Annotated in this window: 26 protein-coding genes; 17 read left to right on the top strand and 9 right to left on the bottom strand. The window is 40.4% G+C overall.

The annotated features are described in order from the left end of the window. Positions 1-84: 84 nt before the first annotated feature. A complete protein-coding gene (locus M5U24_RS01455; protein ID WP_298201363.1) occupies positions 85-210 on the bottom strand; it encodes a hypothetical protein in 126 nt (41 codons plus the stop codon). A 288-nt stretch (positions 211-498) separates the two neighbouring features. On the opposite strand from M5U24_RS01455, the gene M5U24_RS01450 reads away from it, so the two are divergent. From M5U24_RS01450 to M5U24_RS01415, 8 genes are all read left to right on the top strand, one after another. Continuing rightward, positions 499-792, top strand: a complete 294-nt coding sequence (locus tag M5U24_RS01450; protein ID WP_298201362.1) for a hypothetical protein — start codon at positions 499-501, stop codon at positions 790-792. Beyond that, complete coding sequence (locus M5U24_RS01445; RefSeq protein WP_099326212.1) at positions 783-941, top strand: type II toxin-antitoxin system PemK/MazF family toxin; 159 nt, start codon at positions 783-785, stop codon at positions 939-941. Before M5U24_RS01450 ends, M5U24_RS01445 begins: the two co-directional genes overlap by 10 nt. 370 nt (positions 942-1,311) lie before the next feature. Next, positions 1,312-1,608 (top strand): BrnT family toxin, encoded by a 297-nt coding sequence (locus tag M5U24_RS01440; protein ID WP_099326214.1) that lies wholly within the window; start codon positions 1,312-1,314, stop codon positions 1,606-1,608. Further along, positions 1,574-1,819 (top strand): hypothetical protein, encoded by a 246-nt coding sequence (locus M5U24_RS01435; RefSeq protein ID WP_099326215.1) that lies wholly within the window; start codon positions 1,574-1,576, stop codon positions 1,817-1,819. The genes M5U24_RS01440 and M5U24_RS01435 overlap by 35 nt, the downstream gene beginning before the upstream one ends. Before the next feature lie 247 nt (positions 1,820-2,066). Next, positions 2,067-3,125 carry a hypothetical protein gene (locus M5U24_RS01430; protein WP_164995347.1) on the top strand — a complete coding sequence of 353 codons (1,059 nt, stop codon included), beginning with the start codon at positions 2,067-2,069 and terminating at the stop codon, positions 3,123-3,125. Positions 3,126-3,326: 201 nt separating this feature from the next. Next, positions 3,327-3,599: a BrnT family toxin gene (locus M5U24_RS01425; protein WP_099326217.1), complete on the top strand. Its 273-nt coding sequence runs from the start codon at positions 3,327-3,329 to the stop codon at positions 3,597-3,599. Beyond that, positions 3,586-3,852, top strand: coding sequence for a hypothetical protein (locus M5U24_RS01420; protein WP_099326218.1), 267 nt, complete (start codon positions 3,586-3,588; stop codon positions 3,850-3,852). Before M5U24_RS01425 ends, M5U24_RS01420 begins: the two co-directional genes overlap by 14 nt. A 52-nt stretch (positions 3,853-3,904) precedes the next feature. After that, positions 3,905-5,011, top strand: coding sequence for a DNA methyltransferase (locus M5U24_RS01415; RefSeq protein ID WP_099326219.1), 1,107 nt, complete (start codon positions 3,905-3,907; stop codon positions 5,009-5,011). On the opposite strand, the gene M5U24_RS01410 is transcribed toward M5U24_RS01415, so the two are convergent. Beyond that, positions 4,983-6,020 (bottom strand): IS630 family transposase, encoded by a 1,038-nt coding sequence (locus M5U24_RS01410; RefSeq protein ID WP_099326220.1) that lies wholly within the window; start codon positions 6,018-6,020, stop codon positions 4,983-4,985. The genes M5U24_RS01415 and M5U24_RS01410 overlap by 29 nt on opposite strands. Positions 6,021-6,079: 59 nt before the next feature. Here M5U24_RS01410 and M5U24_RS01405 point away from each other — a divergent pair, with 59 nt between their 5' ends. From M5U24_RS01405 to M5U24_RS01375, 7 genes are all read left to right on the top strand, one after another. Next, positions 6,080-6,535, top strand: a complete 456-nt coding sequence (locus tag M5U24_RS01405; protein ID WP_197705427.1) for a site-specific DNA-methyltransferase — start codon at positions 6,080-6,082, stop codon at positions 6,533-6,535. A gap of 447 nt (positions 6,536-6,982) precedes the next feature. After that, entirely contained in the window at positions 6,983-8,281 is a 1,299-nt protein-coding gene (ltrA, locus tag M5U24_RS01400; RefSeq protein ID WP_099326186.1) for a group II intron reverse transcriptase/maturase, read from the top strand. Between the two features lie 125 nt (positions 8,282-8,406). Then, positions 8,407-9,420, top strand: coding sequence for a hypothetical protein (locus tag M5U24_RS01395; RefSeq protein ID WP_205713319.1), 1,014 nt, complete (start codon positions 8,407-8,409; stop codon positions 9,418-9,420). Positions 9,421-9,714: 294 nt separating this feature from the next. Continuing rightward, positions 9,715-9,996 carry a KilA-N domain-containing protein gene (locus tag M5U24_RS01390; RefSeq protein WP_197705225.1) on the top strand — a complete coding sequence of 94 codons (282 nt, stop codon included), beginning with the start codon at positions 9,715-9,717 and terminating at the stop codon, positions 9,994-9,996. Positions 9,997-10,080: 84 nt separating this feature from the next. Then, positions 10,081-10,377 carry a GxxExxY protein gene (locus M5U24_RS01385; protein WP_230405687.1) on the top strand — a complete coding sequence of 99 codons (297 nt, stop codon included), beginning with the start codon at positions 10,081-10,083 and terminating at the stop codon, positions 10,375-10,377. Between the two features lie 199 nt (positions 10,378-10,576). Further along, on the top strand, positions 10,577-11,665 hold the full coding sequence (locus M5U24_RS01380; RefSeq protein ID WP_298201361.1) for a DEAD/DEAH box helicase family protein: 1,089 nt from the start codon (positions 10,577-10,579) through the stop codon (positions 11,663-11,665). Next, entirely contained in the window at positions 11,659-13,284 is a 1,626-nt protein-coding gene (locus M5U24_RS01375; RefSeq protein ID WP_197705227.1) for a hypothetical protein, read from the top strand. The genes M5U24_RS01380 and M5U24_RS01375 overlap by 7 nt, the downstream gene beginning before the upstream one ends. A 178-nt stretch (positions 13,285-13,462) precedes the next feature. Here M5U24_RS01375 and M5U24_RS01370 read toward each other — a convergent pair whose 3' ends face one another. Next, entirely contained in the window at positions 13,463-14,017 is a 555-nt protein-coding gene (locus tag M5U24_RS01370) for a GNAT family protein (RefSeq protein WP_099326222.1), read from the bottom strand. A gap of 400 nt (positions 14,018-14,417) precedes the next feature. Between M5U24_RS01370 and ahcY the strand changes: the two genes are divergently transcribed. Then, complete coding sequence (gene ahcY, locus M5U24_RS01365) at positions 14,418-15,818, top strand: adenosylhomocysteinase (protein ID WP_099326223.1); 1,401 nt, start codon at positions 14,418-14,420, stop codon at positions 15,816-15,818. Between the two features lie 338 nt (positions 15,819-16,156). Further along, positions 16,157-16,441, top strand: a complete 285-nt coding sequence (locus M5U24_RS01360) for a MoaD/ThiS family protein (RefSeq protein ID WP_099326224.1) — start codon at positions 16,157-16,159, stop codon at positions 16,439-16,441. A 294-nt stretch (positions 16,442-16,735) separates the two neighbouring features. Here M5U24_RS01360 and M5U24_RS01355 read toward each other — a convergent pair whose 3' ends face one another. The 6 genes from M5U24_RS01355 to M5U24_RS01330 all read right to left on the bottom strand — a co-directional run bounded on the left by M5U24_RS01355 (position 16,736) and on the right by M5U24_RS01330 (position 25,640). Then, positions 16,736-18,139 (bottom strand): radical SAM protein, encoded by a 1,404-nt coding sequence (locus tag M5U24_RS01355; protein WP_197705228.1) that lies wholly within the window; start codon positions 18,137-18,139, stop codon positions 16,736-16,738. Between the two features lie 86 nt (positions 18,140-18,225). Beyond that, positions 18,226-19,305: a glycosyltransferase family 9 protein gene (locus M5U24_RS01350; protein ID WP_157820659.1), complete on the bottom strand. Its 1,080-nt coding sequence runs from the start codon at positions 19,303-19,305 to the stop codon at positions 18,226-18,228. Between the two features lie 97 nt (positions 19,306-19,402). Then, positions 19,403-20,845 carry a radical SAM protein gene (locus M5U24_RS01345; protein WP_099326227.1) on the bottom strand — a complete coding sequence of 481 codons (1,443 nt, stop codon included), beginning with the start codon at positions 20,843-20,845 and terminating at the stop codon, positions 19,403-19,405. Between the two features lie 254 nt (positions 20,846-21,099). Further along, complete coding sequence (locus tag M5U24_RS01340) at positions 21,100-22,047, bottom strand: lysophospholipid acyltransferase family protein (RefSeq protein WP_099326228.1); 948 nt, start codon at positions 22,045-22,047, stop codon at positions 21,100-21,102. A gap of 57 nt (positions 22,048-22,104) precedes the next feature. Then, the gene (locus M5U24_RS01335) at positions 22,105-24,210 is read right to left on the bottom strand and encodes a hypothetical protein (protein ID WP_099326229.1); all 2,106 of its coding nucleotides are present in this window, start codon (positions 24,208-24,210) and stop codon (positions 22,105-22,107) included. After that, on the bottom strand, positions 24,198-25,640 hold the full coding sequence (locus M5U24_RS01330) for an O-antigen ligase family protein (protein ID WP_099326230.1): 1,443 nt from the start codon (positions 25,638-25,640) through the stop codon (positions 24,198-24,200). The genes M5U24_RS01335 and M5U24_RS01330 overlap by 13 nt, the downstream gene beginning before the upstream one ends. Between the last annotated feature and the right edge of the window lie 62 nt (positions 25,641-25,702).

Raw genomic sequence — 25,702 nt, 5'->3', positions numbered from 1 at the left:
TTTTATTTATTTTTTTTTTTATCAATATCTTTATAATCTTATGTAAATATTTTTTTTGAGTTGTATTCGCGGAAAACACGTATTCTATACGTATAATATATCTTTCTCTTCCTTAGAATAGATTGCTTTGCGGTATGCACATCCGGCAATGATTAGTATCGTATTGTTTTGCTTCAGTGCAAAACTCCGCAAAGCAATCCTGAACCTCATAACTCCTGTTTTGTATAGGGATACTTAAGAAGCTCACCATTTGTGATTTATAGACAATGTCGTACCAGTTCAACACGGACAAACAAGGTTTGTCCGTGCGTAATTATTCAGCTTAAACACGGATTGGCAAAATCACCTGATGAGTGGCCATATTTCTGCTTTCATTGCTAGGTAAAGCAAGGCGCTTATGCTAGCGACTGGAGAGCAGGTAATGAAATTAAATTTAACGTAAAGGTAGGACACGAATAATTTAATTTGATTTGGGGTTTCGCTTTCAGACTGGGCCAAATGGCCATTTTCCAGAGATTGCTATACAATAAATTAATACCCTTGTGTAATATTGTGGCAAAATTGGAATCATCGTTAGTCCCTGCTTATCCCGGAAAGGAGCTAAGAATGCAAGTTGTTTTGAATGTGCCTCAAAGCTTTGAAAACCTGTCAATACAAGAAAAAGAGCATTTGATTCACGAATTACAACAGGAATTGATGATTAGATCGGAGATGATTGAGGGCTTCAAAAAACCTGTAGAGGATTTCGAGGATTGGGAAAAATTAGGATTTGAGGACGAAGAATGGAACTGAAAAAAGGCGATATTGTTCTCGTCCAAGCCCCCGCTAACCCTTCAGGCACTGAAATTCAAAAAACACGGCCAGCCGTCGTTGTTTTCCCCCAAAAGAAATGGCTATACACGGCAATCGAGCCATTGTTATTCCAATTACCGGCAATGTAAGTAAAATCTATCCTTTTGAGTTCCTGATTAAATCAAAATATTTGTTCAACGAGTCTAAGGGTTGCTGCGACCAAATTCAAACCGTAAGTACAAAGAGAATCATAAAAAATACGGAGACATTTCAAATTCAGAAATGGAAGCACTTGATAAGGCTTTGAAAAATATCTTACGATTAAAATAGAAAGGCACTTTTTTATTTTCCACTGTTTTTTATCCATTAAATAAAGCAAGGCGCTTATGATAGCAATTAGGGAGCAGGTACTGAGATTAAATTTGACGTAAACGTAGGGCATGAATAATTTAATTTGTTGGGTCTCGCCTTACTCAACCCAACCTACACAACGATAATTAAATCAAAAAGAGATGAAACATGCTTTTGTTTGATTGGGATCCAATCAAGGCGGGAAGGAATATAAATATTCACGGCGTATCTTTTGATGAGGCAAGCACTGCTTTCAAAGATATCCTGTCATTAACGATTTATGATCCTTTGCACTCTGACGAAGAGGACCGGTTCATTTTAATTGGAAATTCCTGTAAAAATCGTCTTTTGGTAATTGTTCATACGGAAAGAGAAGATAAAATCAGAATAATCAGCGCAAGAAAAACAACAAAAAACGAAAGGAAACAATATGAAGAGAAAGCAAAAAGATCCAGACATGCTTGAAGAGTACGATTTCAGCAAAGGGATTCAGGGAAAATATGCAAAAAAATACAATGAAGGAACAAATGTCGTGGTTATAGATCCGGATGTTGCAAAGTTTTTCCCTGACCACGACTCTGTAAATGAGGCATTGAGATCATTAACCGAAATTATTAAAAGGCAAAAAAGGACGTCCAACAAGTCCCCCCATCGGACGGTTGATAGCCGACGCTGAGTTTAATCGTTGAGTGACCAATTCCAGCTTTCATTGCTACTTAAAACTAAATGTGACGTAAAGGTAGGACATGAATATTTTAATTTGTTGGGTTTCGCTTTACTTATCCCAACCTACACAACTTGAACAGATAACATCCGGCTCGACCCGGCCGGGAATAGCATCTGTGGTTTTTGCAATGGCGGTTGCCCCTGCGTGCCCTCCATTTCGTTTGCTTCTTAAATAACGACAAATATTACTGATGATAATGGATGATAAGATTATTAATGAAGCCATTCAATTCTTGATAGATGGCGGAGAACAAGAGGCAGCAGATATTCTCAAAATGTGCACTGTGGAAAATTGTGAAGTTGTAGATTCCTGGATGAATGGGAGTAATCAATTGGACGGTTTATCTATAGAACTGCGAGGCCCTCGCACGGCATATGAGATTCTTTCAAGACATGACCATCCATTGGGAGAAGAAATATTATATGCCTTTTCGGCTATCCTTCCTGGCAGCACTTATATTAAGAACTTACGAATACGTGCGGTCACTTTGCCAGAGGAAACTCGTATGCAGATAAACAATACTATACCTATGCCTGAGTTGAAGGAATTAATTCAAAAGATAGAGTCGCAAAAAGGGTTGATGATTGCAGTTGCCACCGGAGGTCCTAAGATTAAAGATGTTAATGCCCAGTATAACCACAGACGATTTGAAATTCTGCAAAAATTGCAGGATATGGGGATTGACGCCCCAAATCCTTATCATGATCTTTGGGGTTGGTACGGAAAGTGGAGCGACGGTAGTCTCCCCAGTTGGCAAGCAAGAAGAAATTATATTGGCACTCTTTATCAGCCATTGTTGGATGCCCTAACGATGAAAAGCAAAACAACTTCGACAGTTCAGCCGCAAGAACCTACTGGTTGGGCGCGGGTTGATCGTAACGTCGATAAGATAAATAATGCATTAGCCTATGCAGAAAATGAGGAAGATTTTCAAACGGTTGGCTTTTTATGTAGAGAAGCTATTATTTCATTGGCTCAAGCAGTTTACGACTCAACGAAACATAGCAGTGTTGACAGCATATCGCCTAGTAATACTGATGCAGCGAGAATGCTGGAAAGCTACATAGCCGCAGAGTTAGCTGGAAACTCCAATGAGACACACCGGAAGTTTGCCAAAACAACTGTTCAGCTTGCAGTAGGCCTTCAGCATAAGCGCACAGCAAGCTTCCGAGAAGCCGCTCTCTGCGCGGAGGCGACAAGAGCAATCATCAATACCATTGCGATTATGTCAGGGCAAAGGGATCCTGAGAAATAAGAAAAGCTAACGAATCATTCAATCCGACCATGAATAGCGCTCGTTTGAGTTTGGAGAAAATAGGGACAGCGACTGTTAAACAAATGGTCCAAATTCCCGGTTCCCAATTTCTAAGAATAACAGTGGGATTAATTACTGTCATAAATTATAAATTTGCTTAACGCTATCCAATTATTGATATAATATTTAAAGGAACATGAAATGAAATTCGAATGGGATCCGAAGAAAGCACGCTCAAATTTGCGAAAGCACAAGGTCTCATTCGAGGAAGCTTCAATGGCGTTGAGTGACCCTATGGCTGCAACTGGCGCTGACCCGGATCATTCTATTGGCGAATGCAGATACATTACTTTCGGCGTTTCGGAACGAGGTCGGTTATTAGTGGTCGCACACACCGAGCGAGGCGAGACTATACGAATTATAAGCGCTCGCATAGCGGGCAAAGGAGAGCGAAAGATTTATGAAGAAGGTTAAACAGACAGAAAAAGATGAATTGCGTGCGGAGTATAAACGTTCAGACTTCCCAGTCCCTTTGGTGCGTGGCAAGTATGTAAGTCGCCTGCGTAAGTCATCAAATGTTATTATTCTTAAACCGGAAGTTGCTGAGGCTTTTCCAAACGAAGAAGCCGTTAATACTGCACTTCTGTCATTGATAAAGCTTGCGCAAAAAACTACACGCTTAACAAAACGCTCAACCGGACGCGTAAAAAAGCTGCATGCCGGTTAGCTATGCGTTAGCCCGCTAAACAACCCTGATCAGAAACAAAGGGATGTTGTAAATGAAACTTACTGATACCGAAAAACGCGAAATACTGAAACTTATTGAAGCGGATAAGCCGCTACCCGATAAGTACCGCTTTATGCTCTTTGACGACAAGCGTGAGGTGGAACTGGTATGGAACGGCAAAACCAGTGAAGTGACTAATCTCGTTTTGCCTTTTCAGGTAATCGAACAGGTGGATGAACCTCGTAATTCGAAACCGATAATGGCCGTCAATAAACGCAAATCCGGAAAGGTTATTGGTGATCATTCCCGTACCGCCGCAGTTGACAAATATCCTGTTCAACGTCCGCTTTTCGACACAAGAGGCCGTCAGAAATCCGGATGGACGAACAAACTCATCTGGGGCGACAACAAGCTCATTCTTTCATCCCTGAAAAACGGCCCCCTCCGCGCGGAAATTGAAAAGGAGGGCGGCATTAAGCTCATCTGCATCGACCCGCCATTTGATGTGGGCGCGGATTTCTCGATGGACATAGAGATCGGCGACGACACCTTCACCAAGAAACCCAATGTGCTGGAAGAACTGGCATACCGCGATACCTGGGGCAAGGGCGCTGACAGCTTCATCGCCATGATCTACGAACGCCTTGTGCTGATGCGGGATTTGCTGGTGGAAAATGGGAGTATTTATGTGCATTGTGATTGGCGGGTGAATTCCTTCATGAGGCTTGTCATGGAGGAAGTTTTCGGTACAAGTGTTTATCGAAATGAAATTCGTTGGAAAAGACAGCCTCCTCGTGGAGCAAAAGCCATATCGCGCCAGTATGCTCGTTCATCAGACAGTATGCTGTATTACACAAAAAGTGATTCATATACATGGAACGCACAATTTAAAGAATACGATCAAAAATACATTCTGTCGAAATTTAACAAGCAAGATAAGGATGGTCGTTGGTATAGAATAGATAACATTGGTGACTACTCTGAAAAGTCGATAGCGGAGTTCCGTAAAAAAGGACGAATATATGACTATCCATCTGGTAAGGTTGGATTAATTCGTTATCTTGATGAAGCAAAAGGCGAAGCAATTACAGATATATGGTTGGATATTAATGAAGTTATAGTCAAACAAATCAGATTTTCGAAATTTGCTCGCCAATAATTTGAAAATTTTCAGTTAAAAGAGTAGACAATTCATCTGTATACTCGTTAATATTTTTGAAAAAACTTAAACATTTGTTTTTAAACTTCTCATAAGTATCATAATACTTGTTATACAATATTTTTTTGCGAAAGAATTTCCATAATCTTTCAATGAGATTTAAATTGGGCGAATAGGAAGGGAGAAATTTGATCTTTATTCTCGAATTTGCAAGGTATTCTTTGACCAACTTAGACCTGTAATATTTAGCATTATCAGAGATTATGTAAATAGTACCGGCTTGAGCATACCTTGACTCTATTTCATGGAAAAGCTTTATTGTTGATTGAGCATTGATGCTTTCATCTTCCCGGATTGTTACTTCAAAGGTTTCTATGTCAATAGCCCCGTTTAAATTTATTCTTTTCCTGCCGGTATTAGAGGGTATTTCCTTCTTTTTGCCTTTCTCTATCCAGCAATATGCAGACGTAGAATTGTGCTGTGGATGAACTCCATCCATAAAAAGTATCTTATCTCCAGGGGCTTTCTCTTCTTTGAGTTGTTTGTAGTTTTCGATAAATTCTTTTTGTTTTTCAGGGTTTGCTTTGCCTGGAACTATTGTAGTTTTCTTGTAAGTAAAGCCTAATCTATCGAGGGTATGTACCATTCCTTCGGGTGTATAGATTTTATTGAATGTCTGTTTTACATATTCAACAATTTCTTTTGCCGCACTATAGTTGTTTTTCCTGATATGATCTTTTAATTGTTCTTCTTGTTCGCAGGTGAGTTTTGGCACACAGCCAATATAATTGTCAGATAAAAGCCCGTCAAAACCTTTATCTTTGTATAGTTTTTCGTAATTCCTGATTGTTTGATCGTCTAACAAGAGCGCCTCTGCTACTTCTTCATAACTCCATCCTGAATCAAGAAGAAGTATAGCTTTGATTTGGTCGGCATGACGTCTATGAGGCTCTTTCTTATGTGCTTTTTTAAATTCTATTCGGGTTTTTTCACTGAGAAATGGATTCATGCAGAATTTAATACTCTAGAAACAATTCAAATGCAAGAAAAAAACAGGTTCTTCTAAAAATAAATGCTTTTTACTATAATTCTCAAGCCCTTGAAGATACGAAGTACGCGACCCAAAAGCCCGAAGCCCTGCTCGAACGTATTATAAAGGCATCCTCCAACGAAAACGACATCGTTGCGGATTTTTTCTGCGGTTCCGGCACCACGCCGGCTGTGGCCGAAAAACTGGGGCGTAAGTGGATCGGCGCAGACCTAGGCAAGTTTGCTATCCATACCACCCGCAAGCGCATGATTGGCGTTCAGCGTCAGCTTAAAGAAGATGGCAAGGACTTCCGCGCCTTTGAGATACTCAACCTCGGTAAGTACGAGCGGGCGCATTACATCGGCGTTTCCTCATTTATTGAACCGCGAATAGACGCTAATGGACGCAAATCAAAACAAAAAGACATTAGCGTTAATTCGGTACGCCAAGAAGCGTATATATATCAGTTGGTGCAAATCCAACCCGCCAATTGACCGTTCGGGCGGTAGTGAAAGAGGCAGAAAACCTCACGGGAGAACGTAAACAGCGATGAATACGTTCGAGTCCCCTGTAGCGAGCAGTCAGACCGTAGCGCAAGCGAACACGCAGGCTTCGTTACGCTAAAAATACGATAGATGAGCCTCCCGGATTGGGCGAAATCTGTAATCGCATAGGTAGAAAGAGACAAACGGTAGAACTATGCGGTGTCGTCGGAGTTGAGAGTGACGGTATGACTGTAAAAGGTATATATATGAACTTGGGAGGTCTCATTGTTCAGGTTGATGACCGTAACGCATACTATAAGGGAAGCCGAAGGGTATAGCGGGATAATGAGAAGTCGGAGATGCCCATAGTAGTGAAGATGGTGAAGACAACATAACTTCACCGTAGCGAAGGGGCATTACTTCAGTTAACGTTTACAAAGAAAGGAGGAAATTGTATTGGGAGACCTACAAGCAATACCGAAATCGCAAATGAGCGATGATGAAAGAGTCCGAGACTTTCAGCGTAAACTATATCGAAAAGCCAAACAGGAAGAAGGATTTCGCTTTTATGTATTGTATGACAAGGTGAGAATGTTGCATTTTTTGAGAGAGGCGTACAAGCGCTGCAAATCCAATGGAGGAAGCGCCGGGGCAGACGGGATTACATTTGAAGATGTGGAGTCATACGGGGTGGAGAAGTTTCTTGGAGAGATAATAGAGGAACTTGAAAACAAAACCTACGAACCACAGCCGGTACTGAGAGTGTACATACCTAAAACCAACGGTAAGACACGACCATTGGGAATCCCTGTGATAAAAGACAGGGTAGTGCAGATGAGTGTAAAGCTTGTAATAGAGCCGATATTCGAAGCAGACTTTGAAGATAGCTCCTACGGATTCCGACCGGGACGTTCAGCGGGCGATGCTGTGAGGAAAATCAAAGAAAAACTGCGAGAAGGGAAAACAGAGGTATTTGACGCAGACCTGAGTTCTTATTTTGACACAATACCGCACAAGGAATTGTTACTGTTAATAGGGATGAGGATAAGCGACAAGAACGTACTGCACTTGATAAAAATGTGGTTAAAAGCACCGGTGATAGAGGAAGGCAAACCAGGAGGCGGGAGGAAAAATAAGATAGGAACACCGCAGGGAAGCGTAATATCACCATTATTAGCAAACATATATCTGCACATGCTCGACAAAGCAGTCAATAGAGAGAATGGGGTTTTCTATAAGTATGGGATAACAATCATACGTTATGCGGATGATTGGGTATTGATGGCAAAGCGAATACCTCGTGAAGCATTAGACTATCTCAACAGGTTGTTAAAGAAGTTAAAGCTGAGTCTTAACGAGGATAAGAGTAAAATAGTAAAAGCTGAAGAAGAGAGCTTTGACTTTCTCGGACATACCATATCCTTCTCAGAAGATTTGTTTGGTAGGAAACACAAGAAATACTGGAACATAGAACCAAGCAGGAAATCACAGAAGAAGGTTAGGGAAAAGATAGGAAACTACCTAAAGAGCAATGGGCATAAAGCGGCGGAAAAAGTAGCTAATGAACTGAATGCAATAACAAGAGGATGGATAAATTACTTCACAATAAAGGGAGTAACGTATCCAAACAAGGCGAAAAGAGACCTACGATATTATCTTTTCAGGAGATTAACGAGATATTATAAGAGGAAAAGTCAGCGCAGGAGCAAGCTCTATAATCGAGGAGCGTTTAAGGAATTAGTCAATAGATATTGACTAATAGACCCGACAAAATATGTTCCTGCCAGACAACCTGTGAAAGCTTAAGAAGAAGACTGTCGGAAAGCCGTGTGCGGGAAAATCGCATGCACGGTTTGACGAGGGGGGCAGATGATAAGTATATGGCGGAGATATGGTGGCACTGGCGGGAAACCAGCCAGCAAACAGAGAAAACAAACTTCTGCCTAAGTTCTAGTCGTCTGTTTCTACTCTACCGTTCATTAGCGGTTACTGATCTTTCCCGCGAAGAAATGAAGCGTCGAATCATTGAGCAGAAGGAAAAGGACTTTATCGCCCTGATTCTCAAAGCCTACAAGGCCGAGACGGTGGATAACTTCAGGTGCTTCCACGGCAAGAAGGCAGGGCGTATTGTCGCAGTGGGTCCGGTCAATCTGCCTGTCACCCGTTTGTTTGTGGAAGAAATCATCCTCGAATGCCGCGAAAAGCGCATCAGCCGTGTGGACATCCTTGCCTTTGAGTTTGAGATGGGTCTTTTCCCCAACATTCAGGAAGAAGCCAAGTCCAAGGGCATCGACCTTGCACTCAAATACATTCCCCGCGAGGTCTTTGATAAACGCGCCATCGAAAAAAATCAAATCGTCTTCCATGATGTTTCATATATCGAAGTCAAGCCTCATGTGAAAAAGAACAGCATCGCAGTTGAACTAACCGATTTTTCCGTATTCTACAATCAGGATACGGTGAACAACGCCGCTGCTTCACTCGGCAACGGCAAGAACAAGATCGTTGTGGAATGCGGCAAGATCATTAAGGTTTCAAAAGACAAGGATGGCATCGTTACCCGCGATGTCCTCACTAAAAAATGGATGGACTGGATTGACTACTGGAGCGTGGATTTTAACTTCGAATCCAAGCGTGAGATTGTCCGCACAAAAAATGAAGCTACCGGAGAAATGGAGGAGGTGTGGACGGGCGACTTTATATTTGAAAACGAATGGCAATCGTTCCGCACAAAGAAAGACCGGTCGCTGGAACTAAAAACATCATTTCACGACTGCCAGCCCGGACGGTATAAAATTGCCGTCAAGGTGGTGGATATTTTCGGGAACGACACCATGAAGATTATTGATGTCAGCGTGGGGGGGGAAATAATAGGGAAGATCGAAATTAATTAGGGCGAATTTGCCATAATTAAAAGGCATGAAGGATATTAACATGACAAAAATCAATGTTTTAGACAAAGACAGCACAATTTATGTATAAAATGATGAGGATTATATCTGCCTGACGGATATGGCCAGGTACAAAGACCCTGATCCTACAGATTACATTATCCAGAATTGGCTTGCAGCCGTACAACGATTGAGTTTTTGGGAATTTGGGAAAAATTGAATAACCCGGAGTTTAAAACCCGTCGAATTCAACGGGTTTAGAAAGTTTGATCATAATTCCACAAACAGGAGATTGCAATGGCAGAGAAAATATCTGTACAGGGCAATGAAATTAGCATCATCTCAAGGGAGCAAGAGGATTATATTTCATTGACCGATATCGCCAAATATCGAAACAAACAAGAACCATTTGCGATTATCAATAATTGGATGCGAAATAGAAGCACGATTGAGTTCCTGGGTTTGTGGGAAAAGTTAAGCAATCTCGATTTTAAACCTCTCGAATTCGAGAGGTTTAAAAGTGAAGCCGGAAGTAATTACTTTGTTCTGTCGCCTCAAAGCAGGGCGAACGGCTCGTAAATCTGAATAAAATCGCCATTCAACAGATGAAACTCCTAGCCGATGACAGGGGTATTAAAAAACTCAAAGATATAGGAACCGCCAATGGACGCTAATGAACGCGAATGGAATAATGAATTACTTTTTAAAAATGAGGTTTTCAAGATAATTGGAGCGGGAATGGCTGTCTCGAATACGCTTGGATGCGGTTTTCTTGAGGCGGTATATCAAGAAGTTATGGAAATAGAATTGGAAGAAAATGGAATTCCTTTTGAACCGCAAAAAAGAATACAAATTTCATATAAAGACAGAATTTTAAAAAAAGAATATGTAGCTGATTTTTTATGTTTTGAGAAGATAATCGTTGAAATCAAGGCTATAAAAAAAATAACTGAAAATTGAAGAAGCTCAACTGCTTAACTATCTAAATGCAACAAAATTGCCGCTGGGACTAATTGTAAACTTCGGCGGTAAAAAACTTGAATGGAAAAGATATGCAAATACAAAAGGAACCGCTAATGAACGCTAATGAACGCGAATACGAATATTTTTTATTAGCGTCCATTCGCGTGTATTCGCGGTTAACCCGGAGAGATGATTAATGGCAATTCATCCTTCTTTCCCCACATCCCCATACGAAATACTCAATCCGGAATATCGCTGGTTTCCGGCGGATGAAACCTTGCGAGAGACAAGCTACGAAAAGCTGCTGCCGCCTCTCGTTTCCAAAATTCGCAAAGAAGTTAAAGCATGGCGCGACAATCATTATGAAGGGGCTTCGGCAACATCTAAAGCCCTGCTTTCGTGGTGGTTTCACACGGAGCATATACTTCCCGGGGCTGACGGGATGATGGTTGAATTCCGGTATTACTTTGCCCAGCGGGAAGCCATCGAGACCGTCATTTACCTCTACGAAGTCGCCAAGGTCAAAGATAAGTATGACCTGATCCGCTATGACTCCTCCGGTGCGGTATCGACCGGCATGTTCGATGAGGAATGGCTCCGCCTTGTGATAAAAATGGCGACCGGAAGCGGGAAGACCAAGGTTATGAGTCTCATAATAACATGGTGCTATTTCCATAAACTCTACGAAGCATATTCAAAACTTTCCACCAACTTTCTTGTCATTGCCCCAAACATCATTGTCCTTGACCGCCTGCGTGCCGACTTTGACGGCTTAAAAATCTTCTGGAATGATCCTCTGTTGCCCGACAACGGCTACGAAGGGCAGAACTGGCAGGATGATTTCCAGATGACCCTGCATATCCAGGATGATGTTTCTATTATTCGTAAATCAGGCAACCTCTTTCTGACCAACATTCACCGCGTCTATGCCGGAAATGATATTGAACCGAGTTTTGAAGACGAAAATCTTGAGGATTATTTTCTCGGCAAGCGTCCGTCCGGTAAAACTACCGATTCAAAGGTTGATCTTGGCGTGATTGTCCGCGAGATTGATGAGATTGTCGTTATTAATGATGAAGCTCATCATATACATGACTCGTCCATGACTCGCGGCTGGCGTGGTTTAAATCCATTGAAGATATCCATAACCGGCTCAAACAGAAAGGACATTTTCTTTCTCTGCAAATCGACGTCACCGCGACGCCGAAGCACAATAACGGCGCAATCTTCGTTCAAACCGTATGCGATTATCCGCTGGTTGAAGCGATTACCCAAAACGTGGTGAAACGTCCCGTACTTCCTGATTTGGCAAGCAGGACAAAGCTTGCCGAAGTGAAAAGCTCCCGTTACACGGAAAAATACGCCGATTATATTGCCCTCGGTGTTGAAGAATGGCGCAAGGTTTATTGTGAACATGAAAAGCTTGGCAAGAAGACTGTGCTGTTCGTCATGACCGACGACACTAAGAACTGCGACGATGTTGGCGAATACCTCGAAAGTACCTACCCGGAATTCAAGGATGCGGTACTGGTCATTCATACCAACAACAACGGTGAAGTGTCTGAATCCGATGCAAAGAAGAGTAAAGATGAGTTGGAGAAACTACGCAAGGCATCCAATCAGATAGACAGTTGGGAAAGTCCGTATAAAGTGATCGTTTCTGTTCTTATGCTCAAAGAAGGATGGGACGTCCGCAATGTGACAACCATCGTCGGGCTTCGTGCCTATGCCGCAAAAAGCAATATCCTCCCGGAACAGATTCTCGGCAGGGGTATTCGCCGGATGTATCCGGGCGAGGATACGATCGAATACGTCAGCGTGGTCGGCATCGAAGCGTTTATGGACTTCGTGGAATCTATCCGGAGTGAAGGCGTTGAACTGGAACGTAAACCGATGGGAAGCGGAACAGCCCCCAAAGCACCTATCATCATTGAGGTTGATAACGAAAATACCAAAAAAGACATTGACAAGCTGGATATTGAAATCCCTATCCTTTCACCGCGCATCTATCGTGAATACAAATGCCTTGAGGCCCTGGAGCCTTCTTCCTTCTGGGCTAAGAAAATCGTTTACCGGCAGTTTTCAGAGGAAGAAAAACGGGAAATAGTGTTCAAGGATATCACCACCGGGGAAATCAACCATACGACATTATTGGACTCCAGTGCGGTAACGGACTATCGGAGTGTCATCGGATATTTTACGCAAATCATCATGAAAGACCTGCGGCTTATTAGCGGATACGACGTTCTTTATGGCAAGGTAAAGGATTTTGTATCTCTGCACCTGTTCGATTCTATGGTTGATATTGACGACCTGAATACCCTCCGCAACCTTTCTGAACTTTCGGCAACCAAGACCATCATTGAGACCTTCACTAAGAAAATCAATGAATTGACAGTTCAGGACAAAGGAAGCGCGGAAATCCGGGATCATATAAAGCTCAGGCAGACTCGTCCGTTTGTTGTCAGGGAGCAGGGCTTTCTTGTTCCGCAGAAAAGTCTGTTCAACAAGATTATCGGAGATAGTCACCTTGAACTGCTTTTTGCTTCATTTCTCGAAAAATGTACCGACGTTATTTCCTATGCAAAGAATTATCTGGCAGTGCATTTCACAATTGACTATGTGAACGCGGGCGGCAACATTTCCAATTATTATCCTGATTTTATAGTGAAGGTGAGCGATAAGGACTTATTCATTGTTGAAACAAAAGGCATTGAAGACCCGGATGTTCCCCTGAAAATGGCTCGTTTGAAAAAATGGTGCGAAGATATCAACGCCTCACAAAATAAAGCACGCTTTGATTATGTATTCGTTGATGAGGAGGATTTCAAGAAATATAAACCGGATTCATTTTCAAGTCTTATAAAGAATTTCAGGAAATATAAAGATGACAAGGCCGGCTAATACCTACAATGTCCCCTTTTGTCATGGAAAAAGAATTTCCATTGAGGACGGCTGTATGATTGGAGAAAAAGGAACGGCAATTATTTATTGCAGTAACACTTTAGTATTTTGAAAAAATACCATGAAAAGCTCCGTTAGGAGCGGTATATTTGTAGATAAGCTTATTGCATAATGGTGTTCACTTCTGCAAATCATGAGGTACTATGGAAAATAGGACGGAGTCGTATATCGTGTCACGCACTACATGGCGATTTCGCAGAATGCCTTCCCTGACGGCGCCTGCCTTCTCCGCAACCCGCTGACTTGCCTTGTTTGGCACTGCCACGACTATTTCCAGGCGCGTGAATCCTATCGTTTCAAGTCCAAACCGGCTGAGGAGTTTTACGGTAGCGGTAGCTATGCCTTGTCCTGTACGGCTTGAACGAATCCAGTAACCAAGATTGGCAAAGTTGTGCTTCCGGTTTATTTGGTCAAGCACGCAACCACCAAGAAAGGTATTGTCTTTCGTATCAAATATGACAAAATCATATTCAATACCATCCGACCACATTTGGGCTCTGGTACTAAGCCATGATGTACAGTCAGACATTGAGTAGTCGGGATGGCACCATGGCGCCCACTTTATCATTTCCTCTATTGAATCTCTCACACCTTCGTAGATTACGGCAGCGTCTTTCAACTGGCAGGGGCGTATGATAATATTACCGTCGGTAAGTTCGAATTTCGATTTCATGTTATTTTGGCGTTGTTTATCAAAAGATTTTTTTGCTAAAGAGTCGCTAAGGGTGCAAGGAAATTGCCTTACGTTCAGTGTTTCACGGTAAACTCTTTGGTTGCGGTTCTACAGTTCTTAATGACGATTGTCAGTGTTTGAATAATTACAAAAAAACAGAAAATATTCAACTTAAATTGGAGTTAAGGCAACATCGGTTCTTTTCGGGGAATTCTTACAACATTTTGTATTATAATAAGATAAGTATAGATAATATTTGGGAAAATGGTTGAATATTTCTCAGCATTCCTTATAATAAAGTGCTCTTATGAAATGAGAAAATTAATGTTTTGTTTGCCGAGTATACTCTGCGAACATTGTGTATTAGTGCAATTTTGGCCTTGTCAAAAAGGAGTTTAAAATGGTTATGTTGGATTACAAAAAAGCCGACGTTAGTTCTAAGCAGGATTACAAAGTGGCGGATATCGGTCTTGCAGACTGGGGATATCGCGAGATTGCCCTGGCGGAAGCTGAGATGCCCGCCTTGATGAATCTCAGGAAAAAATATGAGAAAGAGCAGCCGCTTAAGGGTGCTAAAATCATCGGCTGTATCCACATGACAATCCAAACAGCCGTATTGATCAAAACGCTTCGCGCTCTCGGTGCTGAAGTTCGCTGGTCATCGTGTAATATTTTTTCCACACAAGACCATGCGGCCGCAGCTATTGCGGATTCCGGTATTGCCGTTTACGCATGGAAGGGTCAGACGGAAAAAGAGTATGAGTGGTGTATTGAGCAGACTATTCTGAAAGAAGGCAAGCCCTGGGATGCTAATATGTTGCTAGATGACGGCGGAGATCTTACTGCAATGGTTCATGAGAAATATCCTGAGATGCTTGAAAAAATACATGGCATTACAGAAGAGACGACTACCGGCGTTCACCGTTTGCACGAAATGTTAATAAAAGGGGAGCTTAAGGTTCCCGCGGTAAATGTCAATGACGCTGTAACCAAATCTAAAAATGATAATAAATATGGATGCCGCCACAGTTTAAATGATGCTATTAAACGTGGCACCGATATTCTTCTTTCCGGTAAAAAGGCGCTTGTTATTGGTTATGGTGATGTTGGCAAGGGTTCCGCCCAGAGTTTGCGGCAGGAAGGCATGATTGTGAGCATTTCTGAAATAGACCCCATATGTGGTATGCAGGCATGTATGGACGGATATGAGGTGGTTTCTCCTTACAAAGACGGAATAAATAATGGTTCTGCGGAAGGTATAAACAAACAATTGTTGGCCAAGACCGATCTGATTGTAACGACGACAGGCAATGTAAATGTATGCGACCGTCATATGCTGTCTGCTATTAAACGCGGGGCAGTCGTTTGTAATATTGGACATTTTGACCTGGAGATTGACACTAAATTTATGCGTGAAAACTGGAGGTGGGAAGAGGTGAAACCGCAGGTTCACCAGATATACAGATCCGATGACCCTGAAGATTATATTATTCTTCTTTCTGAAGGACGGCTTGTAAACCTTGGCAATGCTACAGGTCATCCCTCACGTGTTATGGATGGGTCATTCTCAAATCAAGTGCTTGCACAGATGTACCTCTATCGTGAGGCATGGGCAAGCAAACCCAAATCAGAGCGTAGCCCGGTGTATATTAAGGTTCTTCCAAAAAAACTGGATGAGGAGGTTGCCGCTGAAATGGTGAAAGGCTTTGGAGGAGTGATTACCCGTATGACCAAACAGCAGTCTGAATATATCAACACCCCTGTAGAAGGGCCGTTCAAACCGGATACGTACCGGTACTAACTTTTTTGATCTTAGCATCTTTGTGTGGATATTTTCAAAAAGCCAAATTACCGCTAAATTTCTAATTTGTTTGTAATATAAGCGGTTTTCCGCGTGGTGCAAATTATAAATTAATAAAAGAGAAATCACAGATTTTCCAGATTAGAAAAATCGTAAATCGTAAATCTGTGTGGATTTGTCCTGTGGGATAAACTCATTCCACAGGGCAGGCTTTGTTTATCAGACGGTCTGCGTTCCTCTTCATATCCAAGAGCCGAAAAACAAACAACGTGAACGAGTGAGCGATATTTTGGTGGGCGCCGCCCACCTTACCAGGGTTAATTTAAAGGAGCAAAATTATGTCGGTAACTGTGCGCATACCAACGCCTTTGAGAACCTTTACGGATGGAGTTGAGGAGGTAAAGGTAGAGGGAAAGAATATTGGCGAGATTATTAGCAATCTGGAAGCAAATTACAAAGGTATTAAAGAAAGGATTTGCGATGATTCCGGCCAGATAAGAAGGTTTATCAACTTTTATCTCAATGATGAGGATATCAGATTTCTCAATAATCTGGAAACACCGGTAAAAGACGGAGATTATATATCTGTAGTGCCAGCCATTGCCGGTGGCTGTCAGCTATAGCAATATTAGTGCAGGAACAGGGTAAAAGAGGCTGAGAATATTAATAATAGTTCAGCATATGCAGAATACATAAAGAATTATAATCTCATGCCCCTTTTTTAAGGATGATTTAGGGGGGTTACCATAAACACATATCCCTCTGTGTAAACCAGAATCAAACAAGGACGAAAAGGAGAAACCGGATTAAAATCAGTAATCGGCAGTCGCACAAGATTGCAGATATGAGATTGAGGATTTAGGATTTCACCATTAAATATTTTGCCAAAATTAGGGAATTAAAAGTGGTCGCTCAGTTCAGCATTGAATTTTTGGCTTCACATCAGAACCTCTTAGCAAATATTTTAAAAACGTCCTTGCTGATTTTAACGTCCTCTTTATTTCTCTTGGGTGTGTAATCATTTGTTTTAATTTGTAAAGAAGATAGCCAGGCCTTAGATAAAAAGACCGTCTTGCACCATCGCAGAACCTTACAAGATCATAGGATGATAATTCTTCCGTACTGATAACAGTATTATGCAAGCCTTCCGGCGTAAGCCACTCTGAGAAATTATCGGTAGTTATCAATCTTTTTTCCTTATACCATGTGTATGCTTCCGTTCCCGGATATACCATGACGGGATAAAATTGGGCAGTATCCGGATTCAGCCTTTTTGCAAGCTGTAGTGTTTCCTGAAGTGTTTCTTTTGTCTCGCCGGGAAGCCCTGCCATAAAGCAGCCATGTATTAACATCCCGGCTTTTTTTGCATTTGCCATGAAAGCCTCCATTTCCGCAAGACTCAGCTTTTTCTTCATGTTGTCAAGTACTTGCTGGCTTCCGCTTTCAAATCCGACGCAAAGTGACCGGCAGCCTGCCGTCTTCATTGTCCGCATTGTTTCGTAATCCAGACCAACCCTTGCATTTGCTGTCCATGAAATGTTCACTTTCTTTTGAATTATGCATTCTGCAAGTTCTTTACACCGTTTTTTATTAACAGTTAATGTATCATCCTCAAAAAAAACCGCCTTTGCCTGCGGGAAATTTTTTGTAATATATTCCATTTCCTCCACTACATTATTAATACTCCTTTGCCGAAAACCTCTGCCCATTAACGTTTGAGGATAAACACAAAAGGTACATGGGAAAGGGCATCCTCTGGAAGTGGTAATTGTGACCATTGGGTAGAGGGCGTTAGGATTAAAATAATTTTCTATACGGAGAAATTCTTTGTAAACCTTGCTTACGAAAGGCAATTCGTTGAGATTTTCAATATATGGCCTTCCCGGGTTGTGGATGATTTCATTGCCATTCCTATAGCTTATGCCACGAACGGTTTTCAGGTCGCCTTTTTCAGATAAAATTTTAGCGAGGTCATGCAGTGTGTAATCATATTCATTTCTGGCAACTGCATCAACGCTATTTTCTTTGTTAAGGACTTCCTCCGGAAGCGCTGATACGTGCGTTCCTACCAGTATTATGAAAGAAGACGGACAGGTTTCTTTTAATCTGCGGGCAACGGCAACGTCATTATCAATACTTGGCGTACTTGTATCAAGAACAATAAGGTTTGGCTGGAATGTGAGGGTTTTTTCAATAATGTCATCAATGGATAAACTATCTGCAGGCGCGTCCACGAGGTTAACTTCAAACCCTTTTTCTTCCAAAACGCCTGTTGCATATGCCAGCCACAGGGGAAAATAGAGCGTGCCGCTTTTGGTCACTGCAGGACTCCGCTGTGGACGGGAAAATTTTTTTAAATATGGGGGATTGATAAGTAAGACTTTCACTGCATCTGCCTTTCTAAAAATTAAATTCTTTGTTGTTGTGTACCAACGAAACGAATAACATTTTCATAATTAAAGTTTTTACTTAATAGCGATTTACATTCTTTGTAAACATCATTTGCAGAAATGTTTTCCATGCAAATAGGATTTGCACACCCGATAAAAATATCATTTCCATAACACGGACTGCATTCTACACGGCTTTGAATATATCTGCAAAATGGCAATTGGGGTGAAAGTAATTTTGAATTGCTGGGACCAAAAATACACACTGTCGGGATAGTGAGTGCGTAAGAAATGTGGAAGGGAGCAGAGTCATTTGTAACAAAAAGCCGGCACAATTTCATTAAATATCCCGTTTCATTAAAAGAATATTGGCCGCTTAAATCAAAAATAGCATCATTAAGTTCATCTTTTAGTGTCGTGTTTATTTTACGATCATCCATCGATCCAAAAAGCAGAAATCCATAACCGTCTGCAGAAAGCAATTTTGCCAGTTCAATAAATTTTTTAGCACCCCATTGTTTTATCAATACCGTATCGCGGGGATTTTTCCCGCCGCCGCAAAAAAGTCCAATTACATTAGATTTGTATTTTTCGAGAAAAGTACTCAGATTTTCAGGAATGCATACTTCTTTTATCTGAAAATCAAGCTTAGTTCCATTGCATGGTATGCACAATGGCTCTAACAATGTATTATATGCTCTGGCGGCATAATCGTTTTGTAGCACTGAAGGACAGATTTTGTGGGTAATAAAACTGCTATTGCCGAATCCGACCCTCGTTGTCGCCCCTATTAACCATGAAAGAAAATGTATATATTTTGATGCGCTGAAAATAATGATAGCTTCAAATTTGTATTTTCTTAATTCTAGTATTAAAGGGATAATTTTATATAATTTTTTTCCAAAAAGTGCATCGTCGTCTAATCGAAAAGTTTTTGTAAGGTAAGGATTATTGTACAGTGCTTCTGACGACCACCTACCGGTAAGATAATAAATCTTATTTGCCGGGTTATTTTTGTAAATTGCATGTATTGCCGGAGTCGTAAGCAATACATCACCGAAAGCATGGGTCTTGATTAATAAAATATTACTACTCATCTGCTTTGCTGCCATTCATCATAACGTTTAATGGCAGCATCCCTAGCCACTCGTCCTAAAACTATTCCTGCAGGTTTCCGGAGAAAACAGGAAAATATTATTCTATCGCCCACGTATCAGCCTTTCTCTTTAACAGTCTTTTTATTGAATCACTCATGAAGTATAAAAAATTGACTATGTATTTGTGCTTCATTGTTTTTAGCATTGGTTTGGATACGAGTATCCACATGATCCGTCGTGGAATGGTACGGCAATAGAGATAAAAAAGAAAGTTAATATAACTCTTTTTTCGGGATTCAAATTGCCGGGTCGAGTCAATGATAAGTCCTTTTTCCTGAGCCTTTTTTTGTAATTCAGTGCCAGGAAGAAAAATAAGGGAAAATACGTTCAGGTGATATGGTCTGGGAAATTTCTGAATCATATGCAGGGTTTCAATTAGGTCTTCTTCCTCTTCGAATGGATTATCAATAATAAAATCGTAGAAAGGCATTAATCTTCCCTTAAATTGGTGAATCAGTCCTACAGCATCCAAAACTTTGTCGGTAGAAGGGCCTCTTTTATACAGTTTTCTGGTTTTTTCACTACCTGTTTGTATGCCAATTTGCAATTCATTCATGCCTGCATTAACAAGGATTTCCAGCTTCTTTTTATTGACATCATGTGCATGGGCAAGACAGCGGAAAGGCAAACCGATTTCATTTCTATATAAAGCGGCATATTTTTCTAACTGGTCTTCTTTCAAAGCAAAAAAATTGTCGTCGCAAAACGTTATTGCCTGCATCCGTGGAAAGCGGAATTTCATTTCTTTCAGCTCACCAATTACGTTTTCTGCAGTGCGAAATCTCAAATATCCGCTGTCCGAATAAAGGGCTTTAAATGTGGAACAATAAGTACAGCTATAAGGGCATCCTCGTGAAGAAAGGGTTTGATAAACGGTTTTCTCCGCTATTTTTAAATGCGCCTGCAATAATTCCCCGGTCATTTTGTGCATGGTTTTTCCATCCCACAGGTAATGCCCCTCCAAAGAATAATCGGGGTATGGCAATGAATCAAGATCTTCAATAATAGGGGCAAGCCTGTTTTTTTTGAAATTTCCGTCTTTGAAAAACCAAAATCCGTTCAAGTCGTAATAATTATCGTTTTTTGCCATGGCGTTTAAAAGGTTTTTTATTGCGATTTCTGCTTCACCTATGCAGACAATATCGGCAAAGCCTGCCGCATCTTCCGGCCTGGCAGAGATATGCTTTCCTCCCCACATTATAGGCGCCCTTATTTTGTTTCGTATTGCTTCGGTAAGCGCCTTAACCGCATTGAAATGACAAGAGAAAAATGATATTCCCACAAAGAATGAATCATGGGTCATCTCTTTTATAGCATCCGATAATAAGCTTATAGAATGGGTATCCATCTGTTTTAAGATATGGGGCGTAAAAATAATTTCGGTGGAAAACCCTTCTTTTCTCAAAGATGATGAAAGGATTCTAATGCCATATGCCATTAAATCATCGTATGGTGCGATAAAGGTGACTTTTTTGTTCATGGTGAGAAAATACCTCCCGGTATATAGATATTAATCATAGTCAGACAATTAAGGTTTTCGAAAAATGAATAGTTGTAAATTTTAAATAAAATTCATTGTTTTTATAGAGTAAGGAGTTTTTTCTAATTTAACCCCCCAAATCCACTCCTAATAAATGGGGCTTCTTACTGTTAGATTTGTTATTTCTAATAATAATTTTTATTTTACCAGGGCTTTGTCCTGATTGATAATCAATCAATCAATCAATCAATCAATCAATCAACAATAATACTACCGATGTGGGGTGGCTCGGTTTTGTTTTTATATAAATACCAGAGGTAGTGACTGGGATGTTCTTTGACGAACTGTTCCATTAAACTGCCAAACTTTAAGACGACAAGTTTTTCCGGTGTACCTTTATCATTGCCATCGTCGGGGATGATTTCATTGCCTATAATAATGCGGTGTTTACCGTTTTTTCCCCTTACCGTAAAAACAGGCAATATTGGGGACTTTGTTCTTTCTGCTATTTTTATAAGGGAGGGGGATAGACGTATCTTCCTTCCTAAAAAAGGTACTGAAATTCTATTAGGGTCCAAAATTCCATCAAGTGACATAACAAGTATTTCGTTATTTTGTAACACACGGTATATTTGCCTTGGAGTGCTTCCTATGTAAAAAAAATTGGCGGGCAGGCTTTTTTCACATTGATATTCAATTTGCATGGTTTTATTCTTTACCATCGACTTGTCTTTGCCGGTCAGATCGATAGGATTTGCGGCAACCTGCGTTATTTTATATCCTTTATACCCCAGGCAGGGGAGTATCATTTTATATGACCCAAAATGGCAAAGCGCAATTATCACGCCCTTACCTTTTTTCAAGGCGTTCTCTAAATGTTCCATACCGGTAATGGTGCAAAGTTCTTCGGCCTTCTTTTTATTTAATCTTGGGAATGACCATATTTCAAAGAGATCTTTTCTGAAATTACGAAGGGTTTCCAGGATGATTTCTTTCATTTCCGGGCTGGTAAATGTTCCTTTGCCAAATAACAATTCCAGCTCACCCTTCATGACTACAGCTTTTTCTCCATGTGACGTCAGCGCTGCAAGGCAGTTGGCAAGGCTATGTTTTAATTTTAAAGGCAAGTAAGGTATTGTGTATCGAAGGGTATATAAAAAAAACACCTTTGCCGCTTCAGAAAAATGAATAGTTCCTTTCATAAATATTTTATGATTAAAAGTTATTTTGAATAGGAGAGAATATATTTCTGTTAATAACTAAATTTGGTTAATTATTATTACTGTTTTAGATGTTTTTAGATGTTTGAATCTGCCGAAAGCCTCCTCGATTGTTTCTTTAGAAGTTTTATGTAGTTTTGCTGTTAAAAGGACAACATTTGCCGTTGCAGAGAGAAACAGGGTGTCGTTACAGGCAATAACAGGGTCGGCATCAATAATAATATGTTCATAGTCAAGATTGTTTAACTGTTCTGGCAGTCCATCGATCATGGCAATAGCCGGGATATCGGTAATTTCTTTCATAAGTAAAACATCAATGCCATAGATATCATTGCTTCTTATAAGGTCTTTAAGGGTTATTTTTTTATCCACCGGAAGAATATCTTTTCCCTGCAAATGCCAATCATCTGTTGAAGAAATATCAAGGAAGAGGGTTTTTTTGCCGGAAACGGCTAATTCTCTTGCCACCAGAAGAGCGAGTGTAGAGGTTCCTACTTCCTCCTCCGCTCCGGTGAAAAGAATTGACCGTGCAATGGTATCGCCTGAAACGACCTTTATGCCGGAAATAATGTTCCAGACGGAACGTCTGATGGTGTTGTTTTTCAATACTTTTCTGACAAAATTTCGCTGTTTAAGCAATAACAGTTCATCTCTTAATGTAGGGAAATAACGAAGCAGTCTTTTCGGGATAATGTTGAAGCCAAATATCTTTTTATACCTTGGCAAACCATAGAGCAGATTTCCCTGAAAGGCCTTTTGTGCTTCTGCAAGCGTTTTTATAGATTTGTCGACAGATTCTTCCAGAAGGATTATTGAAAATGCTATGATAGTACTAAGAAACATGGAGATAGCTAAAAATTTTACCCTGTTCGGAAAATAAGGAGAAGAAATTGTTGATGCATCTGCGTAATTAAGGACGGCCAAGTTTGAAGGGCTCATGTTTAGCAATATTTCGGCGTCTGAAATGCCCTTTGTCAAGTTTGTGTACTCGGTATTTAAAGAAGATTGCTGACGTTCTATTTTATTAAACAATAGTTCTATTTTCTTTACATTGAGCATTTTTTTGTAAATGATATCGGTTATATTAAGCAGTATCGCGTCAGTTATTTTATAAATTTCCAGGTTTATTTTTGTATCATAATAACGTTTTTCCAATTCAGCATAATACGAGTTTCTGGAAAAATTTTCGTCTCCCAAAATTCGTTCTATTTCTTTATGTATTGCCTTTTTATATTCTGCTATTTGCATTCTGGACGCAACAATATCGGGGTGTGCTTCGGTAAAGTCAACCTTCAGTTTAGCAATAGTCGTTTCAAGTGTTACGATTTCCTGTTTATATGTTTCTAATGTAGGATTTCTTTCGATAGCCTTGCTGGATAAATATAGTTCCGGAATTAATGTAATAGTTTTGGTTACCTCTTCTAACACCTTTTTCTCTTCTTCCATTGTTTTAGTATTTTGATGAACCAGGTCAAGATAGCTGTAATATTGCTTGAGTCCCTCTTCTATTTCCATGGTGACATCAATAATTCCGTATTTTTTCCTGTATCTGTACAACCTTCTTTCCAGTTTTCTTAATTCTTTATTTACGTACGCTAGCCGCACTTTCATTGCTTTTTGTGCCAATCTTGCCTCGTCTTTGAAAATATCCGCATAAAGTATCATAAACGCGTCAACCGCAGCATTCGCAACATTCCCTGCCCGTTCAGGAGTGGAGGAGTATCCAGATACTTCTATAACGTCACCGCTTTCTACTACGTCAACACTAATCCCTTCCCTGCTGAAAAAAAGATTAAATTCACTTCCGATGATAAATTTATCAGGATCAACCAACCGTTCCTTTTCATCGGTAATATGCAAGGTTGAAATAATCCTTTTCATGGATTTAGGATTTTTTAGCATTGCAAAGAATGTGTTATCCAGTTTATTTTTGTCAGAATATTCGAACTTGCTAATGTTTGTTGGTAATGCAAGATATTGCGTTTGTGTTGCATTTGTATGCATCCAGAGCTGCGAAGAGGCCTTGTATACCGATCGGAAAGAAAGGGATAACAATAGTGGCAGTAATGTGAAGGCGAGCACAATAACGATAATAATTTTCTTTCTTCTGGAGATAACATCAAGAAATTGTTTTAAGAGCGACATTTTAGGGTATCCAATCTTTCGTTTTCTAATCTTTTATTGTTTTCACGGTCAATTACAATTGCCATGGCATGTCCGATTCCTAAATAAAACCATAAGGGCAAAAAGGTATGGGAAAAAGAGGTGACTGCATTAAGCAGTAATGTTGCTAAGCCTGAAATGTAAATTTGCATCCATTTTTTGTATTCGGATGAAATACAGGCAAGGTATGCATGGATAAACCTCTTGCAAGAGAGTACCAAAAACCAAAGCCACAATAACACGCCAGGTAATCCATACTCTGCAAATATATGAACATAGAGATTGTCAAAGCTGATTTCCGGGTCGAGATACGAAAAAAATCCGCCAGCCCCATCACCTAAACCATAATGGTCCTTTATAGAAAGAATACCTTTCTTCCAGCGTTTTATCCTCGAACCGAGAGATGATGATTCATCGGTAGTTTCCGTCGATGTTTTAGAGGTGTAATCCAATGCCTTCGCAAAATCATTGGTAGGGATTCTTGATAGAAAAAATCCAATTATGATAAGAGAAAAAATAAGCGTCCATACAATGATAATACGCTTGTTGACCGAGGCATTTAAAAGGGAAAAGATATAAAGTCCGCATAGTAATGAAAGTAACGGCCCTTTGCTAAGTGTCGTTAATAGCGCTACAAACATAGAGAGTACTGCGATTGACAGGAATACCCTGGTGATTTTGTTTCCCGTGTAAATAAATCCGAGCAACAACATGAGCGATAATGAAAGGTAGTATGCGGTGGCAAGTGGATGCATGAATCCTTGTCCGCGTAACATTTGCTCAGGATTGAATACAAAACGAACCAGATGTTCATTATGATGATACAATATATCTTCTATTGTTTTATTCGATAGGAGAGAATAGTAACAAACAATGCTGCTGACAAAACCCATACCAACAAAAAAGGCGATTGCTATTTTGATTTTTAGAAAACTGTTTAATGTTACTATGGTCAGGAAAAAGAAGCATATGGCGATAAAAAACATTGCCATATAGTATATTCCCATTGTTTTTTCAGTGCTCCAGAGAATGGAAATTATTCCCCATAGATATAATAATATCAGCGGGAGATATCTTTTGATCTGAAAGTCTTCAGTTGAAATCCTTAAACCGCGCGATATAAACCAACAGAGTAAGCAATAAAGTATGAACGGTTCTGAAATAGTGAAAAATGTTCGATAATCGCCCCAGAGCCTGATTTCAATGCTGATATAAGAAGTAAGGAGTATCGCAAAAAGATACGGAATATGCGGCTTCAAAATAGAAATGGTTGCCACGGAAGTAATGCCGAGCAGGATGAGGGTTACCAGGGGGTTGATAAATGCTGTGGAAGATATTGCCATGCCAAAAGGGATAACAATAATCCATCGGTAGATGTTTAGTTTTTTATTGTGCGTAAGAGAATAGTTCATCTATGGTTTATGGTGCAGGATACATCATCCCGGCCGTTTTTTTGAAAACGGCCAGGACTATT

The organism is Candidatus Kuenenia sp. (assembly GCF_027493735.1).
GTDB lineage: Bacteria > Planctomycetota > Brocadiia > Brocadiales > Brocadiaceae > Kuenenia > Kuenenia stuttgartiensis_A.
This window is presented reverse-complemented; position numbering and strand designations above follow the sequence as displayed.